Consider the following 19290-nt stretch of genomic DNA (forward strand, 5'->3'; position numbering starts at 1 on the left):
CCGTTCTGAACGTGCCGGAGCAGATCGCCAGGTGATGCTAAAACCCTTGAATTTAGGATACAAATGGTGGGTGCAGGGCCCGGTCGGATGCATGAATGAAAGGAACGGGTCATGCGCCAATGACGCAACCTGTGGTAGCGATTGGCCCGCGGCGCAAACTATCAAACTTTAGGCAATAGGTTTCTACTGCACGGTAATTTTGCTTGACCCTACGTCAATCAAATGAAACTATAAACAGAGTGCCTCACGGGGTAAAAATACTTTTAGTTGAATTTCATGCCCCCTGAGGCATCCTGTTAGATGGGTTTAAGCCCGCTTTTTAGTCTGGTTTTGTTTGTCTTAAAGTGCCGTTTTCTGATGCCTCACCATAAGACGTGAGCGACGGCAGGAATGGCTCGGTCAAATTTTTTTATGGGAGAAAGATATGTCTGAAGAACCTATCGGAGTTAGCTCTGCATCCAGCGGTACGGTCATTCTCGCCAATCGCGGCACGAAGCAGGGGGAAGGCGTAAACATCCAGTATACCACGTTCCCCAACAACAAACCACTTGAGTATGCCAACCAGTTTTTCGTCTGGGAATCGGATTCGCCCAACATTCCGTGGGACCGTGACCCGATTGCGCGCGTTCCGGTCGGACAGGACCAATATACCTTCACGCAGTTTGTCAAATTCAACTACCAGGTCGGCGTCGGCTATGTGATTGGTTACGCTGTCGCAAATGATCCCGCTGCAATTTGTTCGTCGATTTTTTATCCCGCAAATGAACAGCCCGGCCAAGGTCAGCAGTTGAAAATGGCCATGGGCTCTTATGGTCCGGGCTATGTCGAGGTTAGCTACGATACGCTTCAGCAGTATAACCCTGTCGCCAACCACAACTACATTGCAATCTGGCAGGCTCCGCAGGCCAGCTATAAGGGTGGCGAAATGAGTGCCGCGTCGATCCAGTATCCGAATACCCATGGTCAGGCGACAATCATGAACGTCAATCTTCAGATCAACTCGACTTATTCGATTGGGTATTTCATGCAAAAAGCCCCTGAAGGCAAGTCGGCGCTGGCATCCGAGCTGACGTTTACCACCTGAGTTTACGCATCTGTGGCCCGGACCGTTTTCCGGGCCGCAGGTCGACGTTAAGTCAAGCGCGCGGTCATTTGTTCGTGCGCCCGCTACCCGCCTCGAAACCAGATAAGCCGCCACGGAATGCCGTGCGCGAGCGAAGGGGGTATTGCCGTGGTTCAGTTCAACCGAATTCAAGACGGTCAGTTATATCTGTCCGATACAGCCTCTGCTTCGGGCAGCACATGGGCCTATGCGCTTCTGGCCTATGACGGGTCGTATGCAACGCAACCCTCTGACAAATCTGACCTTCCAAATGGCCCTGTATCGTTAAGCGGTGCGGTTGCCATGGCACCCGATATGCTTCTCAAAGGGTGGGCCACCTGCCTTGTCTATTTTGCGGTCGACACAGGTGCCATCGCGGGTGACGCCGAGGGCTGGATCGCGACACTGCAAGACATGATGGTCAACACATCCGCGATGGCGACCGGCATGATCTTGTTTGTGACGTCAGGCGATGTGGCGTCATTTGATGCGGCCGACAGCACCTATATCGGCCTGGAACCGGATGGCGGCGTGTTGTCTTCGGGCAGGTCGAGCCAAATTGATCTGATCCCCCTGGCACAGCAAACCGGTTTTGCCCTACGCACCAGCAGTTGCATATTGACCGTTCCAAACACCCCCGAGAAACCCGACGGCGATGTCATCCTGTTTAGCCCGGATCAGGGCGCGGGGTACAATGCGCTGGTTGATTCCGGCACCTACCAAACCACCATTCATATCAGTGGGGCCGATGCGTCGCTTCAGTTTTCCGGTGTCGGTCTGGGGGCAATGACGGCGCAGGCGCGGATATCGGCGAATGACCTTCGCCAGGATCTGGGCCTGGGCTTTCAGATGATCGTGCCAAACCCGATGTACGGCCACAAGGTCAAGGGCGAGACCCCGGTCAAAAACCTGACGGCTTATCTGCCACTTGCTGACCTTGCGGGATCACGCAACACGTTCCTCTACACATTACACGCCAATTTTGGCAACCCGAACAACAAGATAGAAGCCGCCGCCGAAACTGCATTTTTCTTTACCGGGGCAAACACATCGAATTCGCCCGACAGCAAAACCACACTCCCCAGTTACTACCGGACGGCTTATGGCAAAGACATCCGGCTGATCCCGGTTGCCGGTGGCACAGAGCCCGCCCGCCTGGTTGTCAATCTGGGGTACATGCAAACACCGCTGCAACCCGGGTTTTGCTTTAGCCCGGAAGGTGACTTCACGATTGAAGTGGACGGCGCCAGGCCCGGCGTGCCGGTCAAGATACTTTGCGGGCTTTCGGGCACCGAGACCGTCAGCGTCTTACCGCAGATCGACGGAAGCCAGGACGGTTTTGCGATGCGGTTCTTTCGCGACCGGCCTGCAAATGCTCCCAATTTTCCGCTGCAAGCGGCATCGCCCGTCGGACCGCCGATTGATGCCAAGGCCAAGCTGCTTGATGGCACCTATCAGACATCCTGGGTTACCTTTGTGCCCGCCCCCACCAGGATGGACACCGCCGCAGTTTACAGCGCAGCGCCCAAAGGGGCCGAACTGTTTGGCAAATACGAAGACACGCAAACCCGGCCCGCCGGTATTTTTGGCCCTACCGATCCCGGTCTTGTGCTGCCTGCGGATGGCAGCAAGAGCTTTCCCATGCTGCCGCTTGCGGGGTTCAAGGGGTCGGACGGCATTCAGGACATAACCTCGGAAGAATTTGAAACGCTAACACGACAGATCATCGGCCCGTCGCGCAAGACCGCGATTGATGCCGGCGAGACCAAGAAAGCCGCAAGCCCGATCGCCACCCTTGCCCCGCAAAGCGGAATGGCGATGGCCAGTGCTGCCGAAGACATCAAGGCAACCACCACGCCAGCCGGGTTTATTACCAATTTCGATAGGCAAAGCGGCGATTGGGCGCAGCTTATGCTGGCACAGGTGCAGGACAAGGATAACGTCATTCAGGCGCAAATGGGGTTTACCCAGCTTGATGATACATTGCAGGCGGCGTTTCAAACCACGGATCAGTTTCTGGTGATTGCCAATGCCGCGCACCTTGGGGCGCTAAAGGGTCAGGGTGTGTTTATGCCACCGTCCACGGCCGATATCCGAAGCCCGGCCCAGTTTTATAACGGTATTCCCATCGGTCAGTGGGATTTTGCCGTCGAAACCGGAACCGACAATGAATACGGCGATTATCGCAACATCATCATCGTAAAGGGCGTTCACGGCGCGATTTTGGCGCTTGATGACAAACACAACCCGACCGACGCCAGCCTTGCAATGAGCCCCGACAAATGGACCAAGCGCGATATCTTTGCAACGACCGTTCCTGGCGATACCGGGCAGCTTACGCCGCTGTCGGGATGGTTGGTGGAGTATTGCCATGAGGCGTGGCTTAAGCGCGAGAGCCCCTATTTTGCCAAATTTGCCCAGATCGTCACCGACCCAAACTGGACCGGTGTGTTGATCCTGAAGGCCGAGATTGCCAAGCTGCCGTCCGATCTTGCGGGTATCCTTGCGGGTGTGAAAGACCCCAAAGATTTCTATGCGCATCATATCGGCATTGAGATCGGGCAGATTGACCGCGACAAGGTTCAGCAGAAGGAAACCAGCTCAACCTTTGGTTTGGTCTATTACATCGACCCGCTTTACGACGATGCCGAAGAACCCCACACGATTGCCCCCCGCGACCCTGATGCGGATGAAAGTTTCACTTTGCTCAAGCTATCCGCCTTGTTTGAAAACTCGGCCATCAAAAAGTTCGAAAGCTTGGCACAGATGGTGTTGAACAAGCTATATGGCAGCGATGTCGAGGCGATGATCGACATAAAGCCGGGAGGCGATCAACCCAATCCCAATAATGCTGTTCTATTGGAAGGCGGATTGCAGCGTAATGGCGATGCGGTGGTTTATTCGCTCGGCTCGAAATGGCCGAACCTTTTTCTGCTAAAGAACAATATTCTCAACTCGGTTGAGATTGACGCGGCGCAAATGTCGACCCGCGATGACGGAAGCAAGAGCGGCAAGATCGTGTCGTGGATCGGCATGTCTGGCTTTATGAACTTCGCGGTTATCCCGGCGATGACCGACCCCAATACCGGCGATGAGCTTCCGGCCTTCGATATCTTCTCGTTCGGGGCGAAACCGGGCGATGAAACGGCGTTGCGGCAGGGGCTAGCGTTCTCAAACCTTGGGCTGAGGGTCACAACAGACGTGGACGTTGTGAACGAGGCCGATCCGCCGGACCCCATTCTAGAGCTGATTGAGGGCGAAATTGCCTTTAACCTTGCAAGCAGCACACCGCGTGAGGGCAGCCTTTACACGGGGTTTCATCTGGAACTGGTTGAGATGATGTCCGGCGATAACAGCACGGAGGCGGGGGACGACAAGACCGATCCAGCCAGTGTTGGATACCTTCCGGCGATCACGCAGTACCAGCTTAGAGGCGTCGGCAGCGGAAAATGGCACGGCCTTAAACTCAAGGTCTATCTTGGCTCGCCGGGCGCGCTTGCGGGCAAGGTGAACCTTGATTCCACAATGATGCTGGCGTGGTCAGATAACAGTGGTGAAGGCTCGGGTGGGTCGACCTTTAATGCCTTTGTCGGGATCGAACTTCCGGGGGCAGGCAGCGGCGGGTCGTTGTTTAGCCTGCAAACTGTCCTGAAGCTGTCGATCGGGCTTATCCAGCTTCTATTCAAAGAACCCGGTGCTGACCCCAAGACCGATCCCGGAGGGTTCATGCTGGTTCTCAATCAGATCGCTCTGAAATTCCTGGGGCTTTTGAAAGTTCCGCCAAGCGGCAACACGGCGTTCCTTTTGTTCGGGAACCCGGATGTCACCAAGGCTGCCGATCTAGGCTGGTTCGCTGTTTACAACAAAGCGAAAGCCAAGGCCGCAAAAGACAAAGAGGGGGTGTCTTGAAATGGCCAACGGCTTCAACGATCTCATCGCCATGCTCTCAAACGTCGCCACAACCAAGGGCGACCAAGCGTTGGTCCTGCGTTTAAAGAAAGTTCGGAATTACCTGCTTGGATTGCCCGGCATCCGGATTTTCGTTGCCAATAGCAACAACTTTGGCCACCAGGCATCGAGTGTCGCAATCCTTAACCGGTTGATTGCCCTGGGGGTTGAAGACGGGCTTGAGCTTGTTGTCTATGCCAGCGACGGCAACTTTGCGGCGCTTGATGCCAAGCTTAAATTGCTGATCCCGAACTTCCCCGGATCAAGCAACACCGAGTTCAAACTTAACGGTGTGACCGTCAAAGCCGTTCGTCTTATCGGAACCCTGGCAACGCAAGGGGAATTCGCAATCACCGGCGGGTATGACGACACCTATCATGGCGGTGACACAAAATTTCCTGAACTGAACGTCCTGAATTACGTGCAGCTTCAGCCCTATGGCTGGATCAAGGGGCGCAACCTGTTCCAGACTAGGAAAAGCGGTGCCACCAAAACCTATCTTTTTGACAAAGTGGCGGCATCCTCGCGGATCGGCGATCGGGCGTTTTATCGCCCGGTTCCGGCAATCACTGATTGGACGGCCTATCACAATGCCTATGCTGGCGACCCGGCCATCGACGAGGCCATCGCTGTTGCGCGGGTCATCGTCGATAATACAAACGCAGGGGCGATCAATCAGCTTCCGGTTTACGGCATAGCGACACTCGGCATGCCCGCGAAAAACCTGTACAACATCGCGGCGGGCATGCTTTCAGCTATGTATGGCCGCCCTGATGGCATCGCAAAGCGCCCCTCTGTTCTGACCAATATTCAGAAGGTTTCGGCAGATCAATGGCAGTCCCTTGCAGACCTGATTTCCGGTGCGAAGGGCCCCAAGCGCGGCACCGACTTTGACACCTGGCGACGCGACAGCCGTGTGGAGCAGCGTTTCAAGCTGATCGGCAGCCCGGACAGCCCCGCCACGGAAAAAATGATCACCGCAGCGATTGCCGCGTCCAGAAACAGTTATGATATCCTGATTGTCTATGTTGGCCCACTTCCAACGATGGTGTTTGACCTGCTGTACGCCACTGCGACCATGCCGCCGGTGCTGGAGGGTCAATCTTCGCTTGAGTTGATGTTGAACCTGGGCAAGCCCTATCTGAAAATGAGCAGATACGACGCAGCCACAAGTTTCGGGTATCCGGCACGTGGGAAAGAGGCCTTTAAGGCTTCGGCCATCGCCTATGATGGTATCGTCTCGTCATACCCGGCCTCCTGGAATGACACAGCCGTCGCGCGCGAGCGTTCGGTCCTGCAATATCCGCCTGTCGTCCTGCCGCCCTTGTTCAACGCGTATTGGCAACAGCCACAAGACAGGCCGCAGCGCGATCTTGAAAGCTATTTCACCAAGCTTGGCACCCATTTCCATGACGAGGTTAACGACAAGCTGTTGCGCGCGCTTGATATTGTCGTGAACAGGGTTGGCGTTAGCATGCCGAAGATGCTGCGGGCGATGGACGCTGAGCCGGAGCCAAAAGACCTGCTGACGCCGCTTTATGCAAACCTTGAACAGCAATGGAAGCAGAACAAGGGCGAGATCAATCTGCTGACCGCCATTGCGCCCGGTTTTATCACTGATGTGCTGAGTGCGGTGGTTGGCAAACAGTTCACCATTCAGGCCAATGAGCCGAAACAAGAGACCGACAAGGTTACTGTGACCGGCACCACAGCGGTATTTGAAACGCTTTTTGGCGCAGGCGAAACCCGGGTCGAGTTTGTCTTTACCCAAAATTCCAACCCGCAAGGCGAGGCCACGCTTGCGCTTGTCTTTGACGCTAATTTCGACAATGTATCGTGGAACCTGCCGGGGGCCGCGTGGCTGGGCATGGGGCAACCGCACCTTGGGTTTTCGATCGACCCTTATGGCGATCTGCCGGTGCAGGGGCGGATGGGTGCCACGATTTCAGCCGGGGCCGTCCTGGACGTCGGTATTGTTTTGCCGTCCGAGCCGGACACCTTCAACTTTCGCGCCGAATTCGAAGACCCCTACCCCGGCATCGACACGCTGTTTCAATGGATTGGCGGCATCAACATCGCCGCGATCCTGCCCGCTCAGCTACAAACCACCCGGATTGTCGCCAAATCGCTGGCGATGGACTATAATTACACTGACAACTCTATCGGCTTCATCTCATTCCTGTTGGGCACACCGGAAGATTTCAGTTGGACGCTTGTCCCCGCGGTTGATGTCACCAGCTTGAATATTCTGACAACCGTTACATCGCCCGGCGATCTAAAGGTGCGCGAGACGACTGTTGATATTGATGGCAAATTCCTGATTGAGACATCCGAGGCGACGATACAGGCCCACCTTCCCAAGTTGCGGGTGAACGGCGGGCTGGTTGACGGGACCGAACCGCTGAAGGTCGCGGACATTGTGGGCACGTATCTGGGCCAATCCTTTCAGGAGGCGCTTCCGGGGTTCATTTCGACCGTTGCAATCACCGGCATGAATTTTTCGGTCGATCAGGCGACCAGCACGTATGCCTTTGCGATGGATGCCACCACCGACTGGCCCATTGAAATCGACGGGACAACCGCGTTCACTGTGACCGGTCTAGGCCTGTCCGTTGATGCCACATCGACCGATATCGACCCGGCAACAAGCAAGAACGGCGGAACCGGAATAGTTGTGGCCAATGCGGCCCCCGCATCCGCTGCGTCGAAAAAGACCGAGATTACCGGTAAGTTCACCGGCACGACCATCATCCTGCCCGACAGTGCCAAAGTCGGCGTCAGCGTGACGGCGCAATACCTTGGCAGCGACAAAGGCTGGACCTTTGACGGGCACACCACCACCGTGATCAAGCTGGGCGCGCTATTGTCCGAAGAGCTAGGGTTCGACGCGGGCGCACAGGCAGATTACAATATCGACCTGTTGTCCTTGAAGATCACAACCCTGACGAATTCCTGGGTGTTCAAGGGCGAGTTTACCAACTGGAAGATTGATTTCCTCGACCTTACGATCGACAAGGCGTCGGTTGAGGCGGGATACAACGGAACCAAAAAAGCGGTTGAGAACGGCGGAGCAGCAGACCTGGCGCATCTGCCACCGCGCGCGGCGGCGACCCCTGAAATGCTTAGGGCTTCGGCAGCGCAGACGGCACCGGCGGTTGTGGGCGACGACAAGGGTTACTTCTCGGCGATTGCGGTTGAAATGACCTGGCTTGGGATGCGGATCAATCCCTGGATCAAGTTCGCATCGGAAAAGAAACCCACATGGGGCGCGGTTCTGCCCGACTTTCATCTGTCAGCAGAGGCCGTTTACGACGAAACCAAGAAAGAATGGACAGGCAAGTTCAAGTTCACCGAGAACACCACGCTTGGCAACCTGATTGAAACCATGGTGTCGTGGATTACCGGGTCAAAATTCGGTCTGGAAGCGCCGTGGTCTGTGCTGAACGACATCAGCCTGTCGAACCTGGAGCTTGATTACAATTTCACCACCGGCAAGGTTGTCTTCAAGGTCAATATCGGCCCGATCAACCTGGGCATCTGTACCATCGACAGCATTGATGTGAACTATGCCTCGGGTCAGGCCGACCCGAAGGACAACGGCGTTCACATTACCCTGAGCGGCAGTTTCCCGTGGAACGTCGGCGCAGAGGCCAATGGTGACACCTCAAGCCTTGGACCCTGGGACGCCAGTGAACCGGGCGCGGCCCCGGCACCACCGGGCGGCGGCAACAAGTACTTTGACCTGCGCCTGCTTGCCCTGGGCCAGCATGTTACGGTTGATGGGCTTACCTCGAAAAAGAACGTTGCCGAAGTCATTGAGTCGCTCGAAAATCTTGTCATTCCGCAGCCACCGGATGTGCCTATTGGCGATGGCGTTAACCAGCCCATTTTCGCGCCTGACAGCTCTTGGTTCATCGCCTTTGATTTTGGGGTTCTGAAGGTTGAGAAGGGCAAAGAAAAAGGCGCCGAAGCCAAGCTGCCGACAAAGGCCGGTGACGACGATCCCGAAACCTACTTCATCTCGCTCGCAATCGTTTTCAATGATCCATCCCTCTATGCCCTGCGGATCAGCCTTGATGGGCCGATGGCCAAGATTTTTGCCGGTCTGGATTTCCAGATCATGTACCAGCAGGTTTCCAAGAATGTCGGGAAATACTCGGCCCAGATTGTTCTGCCGGACATCATGCGCAAAATCCAGATCGGTGTTGCCTCTATCACGCTGCCGACCTTTGCGATTGAAGTTTACACCAACGGCGATTTTCAGGTTGATATCGGCTTTCCCTGGCAGGAAGACTTTTCGCGCTCCTTCTCGATTGAAATTCAGGCTGGTCCGTTGCCGCTTATGGGGTCGGCCGGATTCTATTTTGGCAAGCTCTCCAGTGCCACCACCGACAAGGTGCCGATAACGCACAAGGGTTGGTTCAATCCGGTCATCGTGTTTGGTTTCGGCGCACAAATCGGGCTTGGCAAGTCGATTGAAATGGGGATTCTCAAGGCGGGCTTCAGCCTGACCGTATTTGGGATTATCGAGGGCGTCATCGCGCGCTGGCTGCCTTATACAACCGACACTGTTGAGGGGGCCCCGAACCAGTTACAGGACGGTTATTACTTCTCGTTGACCGGGACGCTTGGTGTGCAGGGGCGGCTTTATGGGTCGATCAACTTTGCCATCATCTCGGCCGATCTGAACGTTCGTATTGCGATCTGGATCAAAGCGACGTTTGCCTCCTACGAGCCGATCCCGATCCTTGTTCAGGCGCTGGTTGATGTCAGCCTTGCCGTCAAGATCAACCTGGGTCTGTTCAAAATCACCATCCATCTTGGCTTTAAGGCAACTGTCAAAGCCAGCTTCATCCTGGACAATCCGATGAAAGGACCGGCACCTTGGGCAGACGAGAGCCTGACTGCAAGCGCCGCTGTAATGGCCTTGTCGGCCCCTGCCCGGCTGAACGCGCGTGGCCTGAAAAAAATCGCAGGGTCAGCGCCCGATATGCCAATGGCAATGGGCGCAACCGGCGAGGTTTACGCGCCAGACTGGACCCGTCTGACCAAGGGCGAAACGCTGCATTTGTCGGGCTATGTTGCCCCGGTTCTGACCGTTGTTGGCGATGCAGACGGCGACCCGGCAAGCCAGCCTGCGGCCTATGCGGTGAATTTCTTCCTGAAGGCACAAAAACCGATTCAGGCGGATTCGGGCGCTTTGGGCGCGATGGCCAGCGGGAACGATGCACCTGCCGCAGAGGTTGTGGCACCCGACCTTGTAGCGCGCACCGCACATGCAAGGGCGCGCGCCCTGACGGCCAACAGCGCGGCGGATGCCTTGTTCGAAGATCTTGCGATCCGCACATTGCAATGGATCATCGCGGCGGGCCGACCTGCGGATATTTCGCCTTCTGAGCTGAACAATCTGCCTGTCAACGACACTTATCTTACAAGTATTTTCAACTACTTGTCGGATGAAACCCGGCCAATTCCAATCCCGGCCAGCGCTATCGACACCTTCTTGGGTTTGCAGACTGAAATCGACTTTAGACTTGAGCAAGACAGCAATGCAGAACCCGCGACCGCCGTGTTCTTTCCGGCTGTTCCCAGCGTGCATTTGAACGTTCCGGCATTCGCGGGCGGCGCCGAGTACGATTATGAGTTCGGCAAGGTCAATTCGAGTACGTCAGGCTATATCGAACAGTTGCGCCTATACTTTGACGCTCTCAAGGTTCAGGTCGACGCACAATCCAATCTGACCGCAAATGCCGCCGTGGCCCCGGTTCCGGGGGGGCCGTCAATCGCTGAGTTTGTCTATGGCGACTACTTTACGATGATTGGCCGCCTCACCGTTCAGGCGCTGCGTGATGGCCTGAGCAATTTCAAACTGCCGCTTGAGGATGTATCGGGGCTAAGCGTCAAGGGCATCGTCGATTACGTAAACAGACAGATGCAGATTGATCCTGAGGACAAGGACCGCGACGCCAAACTTTATACGCTTGGCGAACTGATGACTGCCAACAAGAAACAACCGCTGAATTCCGCTGCCACTTTGCCGATAACGATTGCGGGTATGAGCTGGCAGGCCGCTGGTGGGCAGAGTTTTGAAGACATTGCCAAACTGCCGGTTTTTGACGGCGCCATTGTGGCCGGGGATCTCGCCGAGCACAACAAGCTGGATGCTCGCATCATTGCATCCGGCATCAAGATTAGTGGCAATGGCAACGATTATACCACGCAGGGGGCCGATAGCCTGAAAAGCATCGCTGATGCGCTGAAATACGCCACCGTCGAGGACCTTTTGACAGATGTTCCGGCACTTCTTGCCAACCCCAAGCTGCTTGCGGATCAATCCATCCTTGATATTCCGGCCTTTGGTCACAAAATCGCGCCTTCTGACACGCTCGAAAGCGTCGCAGAGAGGTATGCCCTTGAAATCGGTGCTTTGGAAACCTCGGCAAACGGCGCAATTGTCGATCTGTTTCTGGATACCGAGCACGAGCCAAGCCTGAATGTGCCGCATCTTGCACAGTACAATCTGGGCGATCTTATTGATGAGATGGTCCGCACTTTGGGCCTGCAAAACGCCGCTGGCATGGTATCGCGCTATTATCTGCACGGTCTGCGCCTAAAGACCAGATTTGCGAGCGGCGATATCCTGACGCCCGGTGACAAGGTTCCGCTGAAGAAAGATGCCGACAGCTATCCTGATGATCTGGGGCTGTTCGCGCTTACCGGCCAAACCGTGCCGCTGCCCAATATCCCTGATCCGGCGGCAAGCCCCGAGGGGCCGTACTATGCCCTGACGCTGACCTCGCCCGACAGTTGGTTGAAATTCAACAGCACGACGACGCTCACTTACACCTTGAATGGCGAGTTCCAGAATTCCCGGTATCTGCAATACAAGGCAGTGCGCGAAGCGTCGGCGACCTACCTGAGCATGGGATCGTCGCCCATCACGCCGCTGCCGGTGGCCGAGGCCAAGCCTGCGCGCTTCCCGCTGGCAAATGAAATCGTCTGGCAGACTGCGGTAACGATTGACCTGCCGATGCAGACAACCCAGCCCGCCACACCACGTCCACGGCTTTGGTCACTGCCCAATTCCCTGATCAACCTGCCAAATTCCCAAGGCATGTTGCCAACCTTTGCGCCGGTTATCGCACGCACCAACGAGGCGCGCGGCACCACGCAGGACGATCCTGTGAATAACTACGGGTTTGGGTCACTGATTTCGTTCACTGTAAAACGCATCGACGGCGACGCCGCCAGTGCGACCAGGCGCAGCTATGAAATCATCGGTGCGCCCGAAGCCGAGGTTACATTGCTGGAGCGGATTCTTGATCAGTTGACCGATCAGACCGGTGGGTTTGATCAGGTCAACCTGTTTTACCGGCCAAGTGCCACGGGCAGCGAAGCCAAGGGCTGGCAGTCGGATAATCCGGCCGATGCGTTAATGGGCATCACCCAGACCAACCTGTCGACGGATACCCATCCCGAAGGCAGTCTTAGCGCCTCGGATGCCGTGGGCACTGATCGTTTCGGCAATCTGATTGGCACGCCCAACCGCTTCTTGCGGCTATTGTGGGAGGCAAGCATCACCCGCTCGGGCGGGTTCTATCTGAATTACACCACGGGCATCGCCGACGACGATCTGAAGGGCCTGCCGGACCATGCCTTTAACGATCAGGGCGAGGCGGAACTTGCAATCTTTGTAGTCTATCAGCTGCGCGCCGAGACCGGGGTGCTGTTTGCCAACTTTATGAATGTTGCGGTGACAAACGAGGCGTTCGATCTGAGCGACGCGGCCCTTGTTGCAGAAGCCGTGCCCGTCACGCCCCCATCAAGCCGTCTGTTTGAACCGGGCGTGGATACGCTTAAATCCTATGCTGACAGCTATTACATGGGCGTTGGCGTTCTGGCCGACCTGAACACCACGCAGACCCTGGCGGATCAAACGCCGGTTGTCATCGAGGGGGGCATGTATCAGGTTCCCAAGGTTCCGCCGGTCACGCCGGACAAGGCAAACCCCGGTGGCGACCTAGGTCTGATCGCGCAGCACTTTGGAACCGATATCGCGGCAATCCAACAGGTGAACCCGGCGGGCATCGGGCTGCCGACAACGCTTGCGCCGCTGACGTCGATCAAACTGCCGCGCATTACTGTGACCATAGGGGCCACCGATGCGGGCGGCACGCTTGCGGACTTGTCGACATACTTCGGCGTTCCGCTCGCGGAATTGGCCGCTGCAAATGCTGATGTCAGCCTGTTCACCGCTGTCGCGCTGAATGTTCGGGTTGGCCCGCTCAGCCTTGCACCCGATATCCAACAAGGCGTTGCCGGGATCTCACTGGTGCGTCCTGAACCGGTTGTTGTTGACACGCCAACACCCGACAAAGCCTGGGGTGAGGCCTATTTGCGGCAGACCTTTGGATTGCTGGGATACCGCCTTGCCGATAATCCGGGCAACAGCTTTTTCCACGAATCCGACTGGGGTTTGCCCGCAGGCCCGGTTGATCCTGACCCCGAAGCCGGGGGCGACAAGGTACAGGCGGCAAATTCCAGCTCGCCCGATGGCAACTGGCATTTTTCCCTGTCGGTGCCCTATGCGCAGATCGTCGCCGGGGGCGACCCGAACGCCAGCCCGTATCTGGGTGTCGGTGAGTTGCTTCAGTTCGATATGGCCTGGCTTGATCTTTTCGGCAATCGAATCCAGAGTGAATTCCGCAATCCGACACCGCCCGCAAGCGCCCCCCAGAACAAGGCACCGCAAATTACCGGATATACTGATCGCCTGCTTGGTATCGGCCAGTGGCCCGGTGTTGCCGCAGCTTACCAGATTGCGGGCGATGGCGGCACACCCGTCAAGCCGCTGCTCACGATGAAGCTGCGCTTTGACGACGGTGCTTACATGAACGCCGCAACCGCCGCACGCAGCAGCGACCCCGATACGGCCGCCGCCGGGCGCAAGACGCTTGATCAGGCGATCCGCAGTTACACGGTTGTCCAGCAGCAGCAGAACGACCCGGCAGGCATCAGCACGACGCTGACCACAACGCTGATCCCCGATGGTGCCTGGCCGATACCCAGAACCGAGTTGCCGCTTGCAGATATCAAGCCGGATGCCCCCGGCGACAGCTATGCTCTGAACCAATGGGCCGAACTTATCCTGAGTTATCTGAATGAGTTGTCCGACACCGCCAAGCCGGTCGTTGAATTTGACTGGACGGATTACGACCGTACTGTCCCACTGGATGGCACTCTTAACGACGGTCAGATATTCAAGCTCGAAACCAGTCTGACATTTGCGCGCGATTCGATGCGCGTGGCCGGTGGGCTGCGCACGTCGCCGGGTGTTGCGGCAAACGCCAGTTCGATTGCCGCATGGACCGGGCCGCTTGGAACCGAGACGACCAGGGAACAACGCACGCTGGTGAGTTTTGCGCGCGACTTTACCGATGCCTTTGCGGGTGATCCCACACAATGTCAGCGCATCGCAAGCGGGTCTGACAACAACGTCTATAGCGGCGGCGCAAAGCCGCTTTGGGTTGCTACGTTTGGCGCAGCCAACTCGAAAAAGGCGATTTCCTATGAGATTACCGACAAAGGCGCGCCAACGATATTTGCCCCGCGCCCGATCTCGAATATCCTGAAATCCAAGGCCCAGACGCGGATCATCCCCTATACCACCGGTGCGCCGCTTTCCAAAACTACACCGGCGCAGGTTTCGTCTTTTGTGTCCATCGACCTTGATCGCTGGATGCGGACAACGCTGAGCGATGTTGATGCGCTCTTGACGCCAAAATACGTGACGCCGGCCAACATTCTGTCGAACAATATCCAGGGTGTGCCGCTGCCTGAGGGGCGCCAATCATGGCCCGATGCGTTGCAAAGCCTGCTGGATGCAAAAGAGGATCTGGCCGATGCCCTAAAGGGCGCGATGCTGGCGGTTTACACCGACGAACACCCAAGCCAGAAGCAGAACGACGCGATCCGCGAAAGCTTCCGTCAGGCGATGCTTGCACAGGTCAGCCAATTCTATGCCGTCAAGGCGGGTCTGCAATTCGAGGCCGATGTTCATGCCGCGATCACGCCACAAGACGGTGCAAAACTGGTGCCGCGGATCTATGGTAACATCCTGAACGATACCTCGGTGCAGACGCTGCCGAATTTGACGGTCTCGTCACCCAAACTTGACCTGAAATTCTCGGGCAGACCAAAACTTGACGAAGAACCGAGTCCCTACCTCAGTTCATTGGTGACAACGACCACCACCAATGCGGCCAAGGTTACGCTTAATCTGGCTTATCAGGGCGGATACATTGAGCACGAGATCGGCGCGCTGCCCGGCATTACAGGGTATCGACCGTCGACGTGGCTCAGTTTTGTTGACATCGGGACCGAAGAAACGCCTGATCCCCTGCCCCTGACGCGCGGCCTGGGAACGTTTGAAGTGCCGATTATCCTGCGCGCCTATCCCGAAGTTCCAACGCTGCTGACTCAGGACGGACTTGACGATTATGTACCGCAATGCCCACCGCAAGAGGCCGGCATCATCGACGCCACAGGTGTGAGCGCACGGGCATCCGCACCTGCAACCTGCCCGAAACCGGGCGATTTCAATCCGGTAGAGGCGGTGACACGCTGGGCTTATGCGTTTGAGTATTCAATGCAGGACCACGCGCCGCAAGACGAGGTGCATGGCACAATCGCGTTCAACATCAAGGATGACGATCCGGTTATGGCGTCAGACGTGGCACCACGTGATCTGTTTGAGAACCTTGCCGAATTTGTGCATGTTTATCCAAAAGTCCTGAACGATCTGAACGCCTATCTGTTGCCAATTGATGTAGACACCAAGGACGCCGAGCAGCTTACAAACGCTCAATACGCGCTTGAATCGGCAACATCGCTGGTCAAATGGGTCGCCGAAACCGCAGCCATCGAATTTGCCATGAAAGCGGCCGAGGATATCACCGCCAGCGCGGAGATTGATGTGGCCCCGGTCAGCTTTGTTATCTCTGAGGCCCCGGTTGAAGTGGAAGAACCCGACAAAAGCGGCACGGTGATTGCCCTGGAGATCACCCTTGCGCTGACTGAGGCATTACCCCCCCGCGTCGGCACACCCGAGGTTGAGATCGCAGGATATACCTGTCAGCGCCAGCCCGGCAGTGATCCAAAAACGGCCAAGTTCCTTTACCTCTATACCGACCCGGTTACCGGCAAGAAAAGGTATCTTGAATCCAAGGTCGGAAGCAAAATCGCCGCCAGACGCTTTATCCTGCCGGAAATGGAGATCCTTGAACGTCAGGATGCGCTGACCTCGGTCTATTTGACGCGAAACGCGGGCATCATTGATGATCACACGATTGTAGGCAGCTTTGTCTACCGGACACCTGATGTCAGCTTTGAAAGCGCGCTGCATCCGACGATTTTCCGCAATGAACCGGTGAATATCGCGCTGGCCGGGGCGACCGACAAGAACACCCCGGTCAAGCGCAGTGTTGCCTGCCAACTGTCAGTCTTCTACGAAATGCTGTTCAAGAATGCGGGCACCAGGGAGGTTACGATTCAGCTGGGCCTGTACTATGCCTATTCGGTCAATGGACAGTTGAACAAGGTGCGGTTGCCGGTGTTCCTGATGCCGCCCACCAAGGCCGCCCTGCCGACAGACGACGAACCGCCAAACGCGGTGGACGGGGGGGAAACCATCGCCGATATCGTCGCCAAACAGGCCGCCACCTGGCAGCTTTGGTATGACGAGAACAAGCCAATTCTGGATGGTGGTCAGATTGAAATGGACATGACGATCATGTCGGATCTTACCGCCAAGCCGATGCCGGTGCTTCGAATGACGGATCTTTATCTTTCGGTGAAAGATATTGAAGGCCTATGATTTTGGGAAATTGCCAAGGCCGACGTTTGCGGACCCTGTGAAAGAGGGCACGACCGAAAACACCGCAACCAATTGCACGTAAGTGAGAAATTTGTCATGAATGCCGCCCCTCGCTGAGGGGTGTCCCACTGATCGCATTGCGGCGCATCAGGGCCTTTCGCGCGTACAGAAATGACGCTAGAACGCAGCCTGAGTAATAAAATACCACCCTGCGCGGCTACGATCGGAAACCTCATTAAATGTTCATTGCCACATTGATTGCCCCAAGGGGCGTGCTGGACCCGGCCCTTGTTCACGCCCTGCGCAATGCCTGGGGGGGCGGTGACGCTCTCTGGCTTGCGCCCGACGAGGCGGCGGAATTTGCGCTGAACCAGATGCCGGACAATCGCTGGGATGTGTGGGGCGATCTGCAACAGGCGCGTGTCGATCTTGTGGTGCAACCCGCGACGGGACGACGCAAGAAGATGCTGCTGGCGGATATGGACAGCACGATGATCTGTCAGGAATGCATTGATGAACTGGCCGAGGTCGCGGGCGTCGGCGCGCATGTCAAAGAGATCACGGCGCGCGCGATGAATGGCGACTTGGACTTTGAGGGTGCTTTGCTCGAACGGGTCGCGCTTCTCAGGGGGCTTGACGCGGGCGTAATCGCCAAGGTGCTGGAAAGCCGGATTACCTATATGCCCGGTGGCGCCGCCCTCTTGGCGACGATGAAGGCAAACGGGGCCTATTGCGCGCTTGTGTCGGGCGGGTTCACCGCCTTTACCGAGGCCGTCGCCGCCACGCTTGGCTTTGACGAAAACCGCGCCAACACGCTTTTGATCGAAGGCGACGTTCTGACCGGCGACGTGGGCCGCCCGATCCTTGGGCGCGAGGCCAAGGTTGCAGCCCTGAAAGACATCACCACCCGGCTTGGCCTTGCCGAGGCGGAGGTGATCGCGGTCGGAGACGGGGCCAATGATCTTGGCATGCTGGGGCGGGCCGGGTCCGGCGTGGCGCTGCACGCCAAGCCAAGCGTCGCCGCCAAATGCGATATCCGCATCAACCACGGCGACCTGACGGCGCTGCTCTATCTACAGGGCTATGCGCAGGATGAATTCGTCGCGGGCGCTCATCAGGCCTGACAGCCTGTCTCGCTGATCAGGCGCCCCGTTGGTCAAAAGCGAGGCCGCCTGTCAGGGCGGATGAGCAGCGGATCAAACCAGGGTCGCCGTGGGTCTGATCATTCCGGTCTCGATCCCGCGCCGGTTGAGAATCGGTGCATTCATGAATTTGCGGGTGGCCGGGTGATCCGCATCCAGCACCCCCAACCTGACCAGAAGCGCCGCAATCGTACATTCCGCGCCCCGCGTGGTGCCGTCCGTGATCTTGAGAGCGATTCCCATCTTACGGGTCGGCAGGATGGCAATGAAAAACGCCTCGGCCCCGGTCTTGAGCGCAACCGGCTCCTTGCAGGCGCGCATCAACTCGGTACAGGCACGCCCCTCACCAGCCACAAGCTCGGGATGCGCGACCATCGCCTGCCATAGCTGGGTGGCGGCGATCTGGTTGGCATCCGCGCCCTCATGAGCCCCGGCAAACCACGCCATCGCGCCCGCCATCCCATGCAGGCTTGCGGCATGGTTGGGTGCCGAACACCCATCAATCCCGTAAAACGGCGAGGTCTCGCCAGTTACCGTTTCAAACGCATCCAGCACCGCCTTTTGCACCGGATGGTCGGGGTCAATATACTCGGCGCTGCCTTTCAGGTGACGGTTCAGCGTCAGGAAACCTGCATGTTTGCCCGAGCAATTGTTATGCACCTGACAGGGCGACGTGTCAGAACACAACAGCGCCTTGTGGGCCGCCTTGTCATCCGGGTCTTGCGGCCCGCAGCGCAAATCATCATCGCTCAGCCCAAGATCGGCAAGCCAGCGGTTGACGCGCTCGGTGTGAATCGCCGCACCATTATGCGAGGCACAGGCCAGTGCCAGTTGCTCGGCAGTAAGACCAAGGGCTTCGGCTGCGCCGCTTGTGACCAACGGCAGGGCCTGGATCATCTTGGCCGAACTTCGCGGCAAAATCGTCGTGGTCGGGTCGCCCCAGGCCTCGACAATGGCACCGCCCGCGTCACAAATCACCGCATGACCAAGATGCACGCTTTCGGCCATCGGGCCGCGCCAGATTTCGGTCATGGGAACAGGCTGGGTCATCAAGGCCTCCGGTAAATATGGCTGACGGGCGCGTGTGCGAAAATCCGCCAATTGCGTCTTTCACTTCTCGCCTGTTTCAGGCTAATGTTGCAATGTCGAGACGGGACTGGTCGCATATAAAAAGATTTCCGTAAAGGGAAAGTGGCGACCTCTGAAATTGAGGCTTAGGACAG

5 protein-coding genes are annotated in these 19290 nt (G+C 57.0%); 4 read left to right on the forward strand and 1 reads right to left on the reverse strand.

What is annotated here, in order from left to right; all coding sequences use genetic code 11:
* The first annotated feature begins 424 nt into the window (after positions 1-424).
* The 4 genes from BMZ91_RS04945 (at position 425) to serB (ending at position 18049) form a co-directional block, all read left to right on the forward strand.
* The gene (locus BMZ91_RS04945; RefSeq protein WP_092835365.1) at positions 425-1084 is read left to right on the forward strand and encodes a hypothetical protein; all 660 of its coding nucleotides are present in this window, start codon (positions 425-427) and stop codon (positions 1082-1084) included.
* A gap of 147 nt (positions 1085-1231) precedes the next feature.
* Positions 1232-5011, forward strand: coding sequence for a hypothetical protein (locus BMZ91_RS04950; RefSeq protein WP_092835367.1), 3780 nt, complete (start codon positions 1232-1234; stop codon positions 5009-5011).
* A gap of 1 nt (position 5012) precedes the next feature.
* Positions 5013-16925 carry a hypothetical protein gene (locus BMZ91_RS04955; RefSeq protein WP_092835369.1) on the forward strand — a complete coding sequence of 3971 codons (11913 nt, stop codon included), beginning with the start codon at positions 5013-5015 and terminating at the stop codon, positions 16923-16925.
* 239 nt (positions 16926-17164) lie between these two features.
* Positions 17165-18049 carry a phosphoserine phosphatase SerB gene (gene serB, locus BMZ91_RS04960; RefSeq protein WP_092835371.1) on the forward strand — a complete coding sequence of 295 codons (885 nt, stop codon included), beginning with the start codon at positions 17165-17167 and terminating at the stop codon, positions 18047-18049.
* Positions 18050-18121: 72 nt separating this feature from the next.
* Here the strand turns inward: serB and BMZ91_RS04965 are convergent, their stop codons facing one another.
* A complete protein-coding gene (locus BMZ91_RS04965) occupies positions 18122-19117 on the reverse strand; it encodes an asparaginase (RefSeq protein WP_092835373.1) in 996 nt (331 codons plus the stop codon).
* Between the last annotated feature and the right edge of the window lie 173 nt (positions 19118-19290).

Source organism: Roseovarius lutimaris (assembly GCF_900115165.1).
GTDB classification, from domain to species: domain Bacteria; phylum Pseudomonadota; class Alphaproteobacteria; order Rhodobacterales; family Rhodobacteraceae; genus Roseovarius; species Roseovarius lutimaris.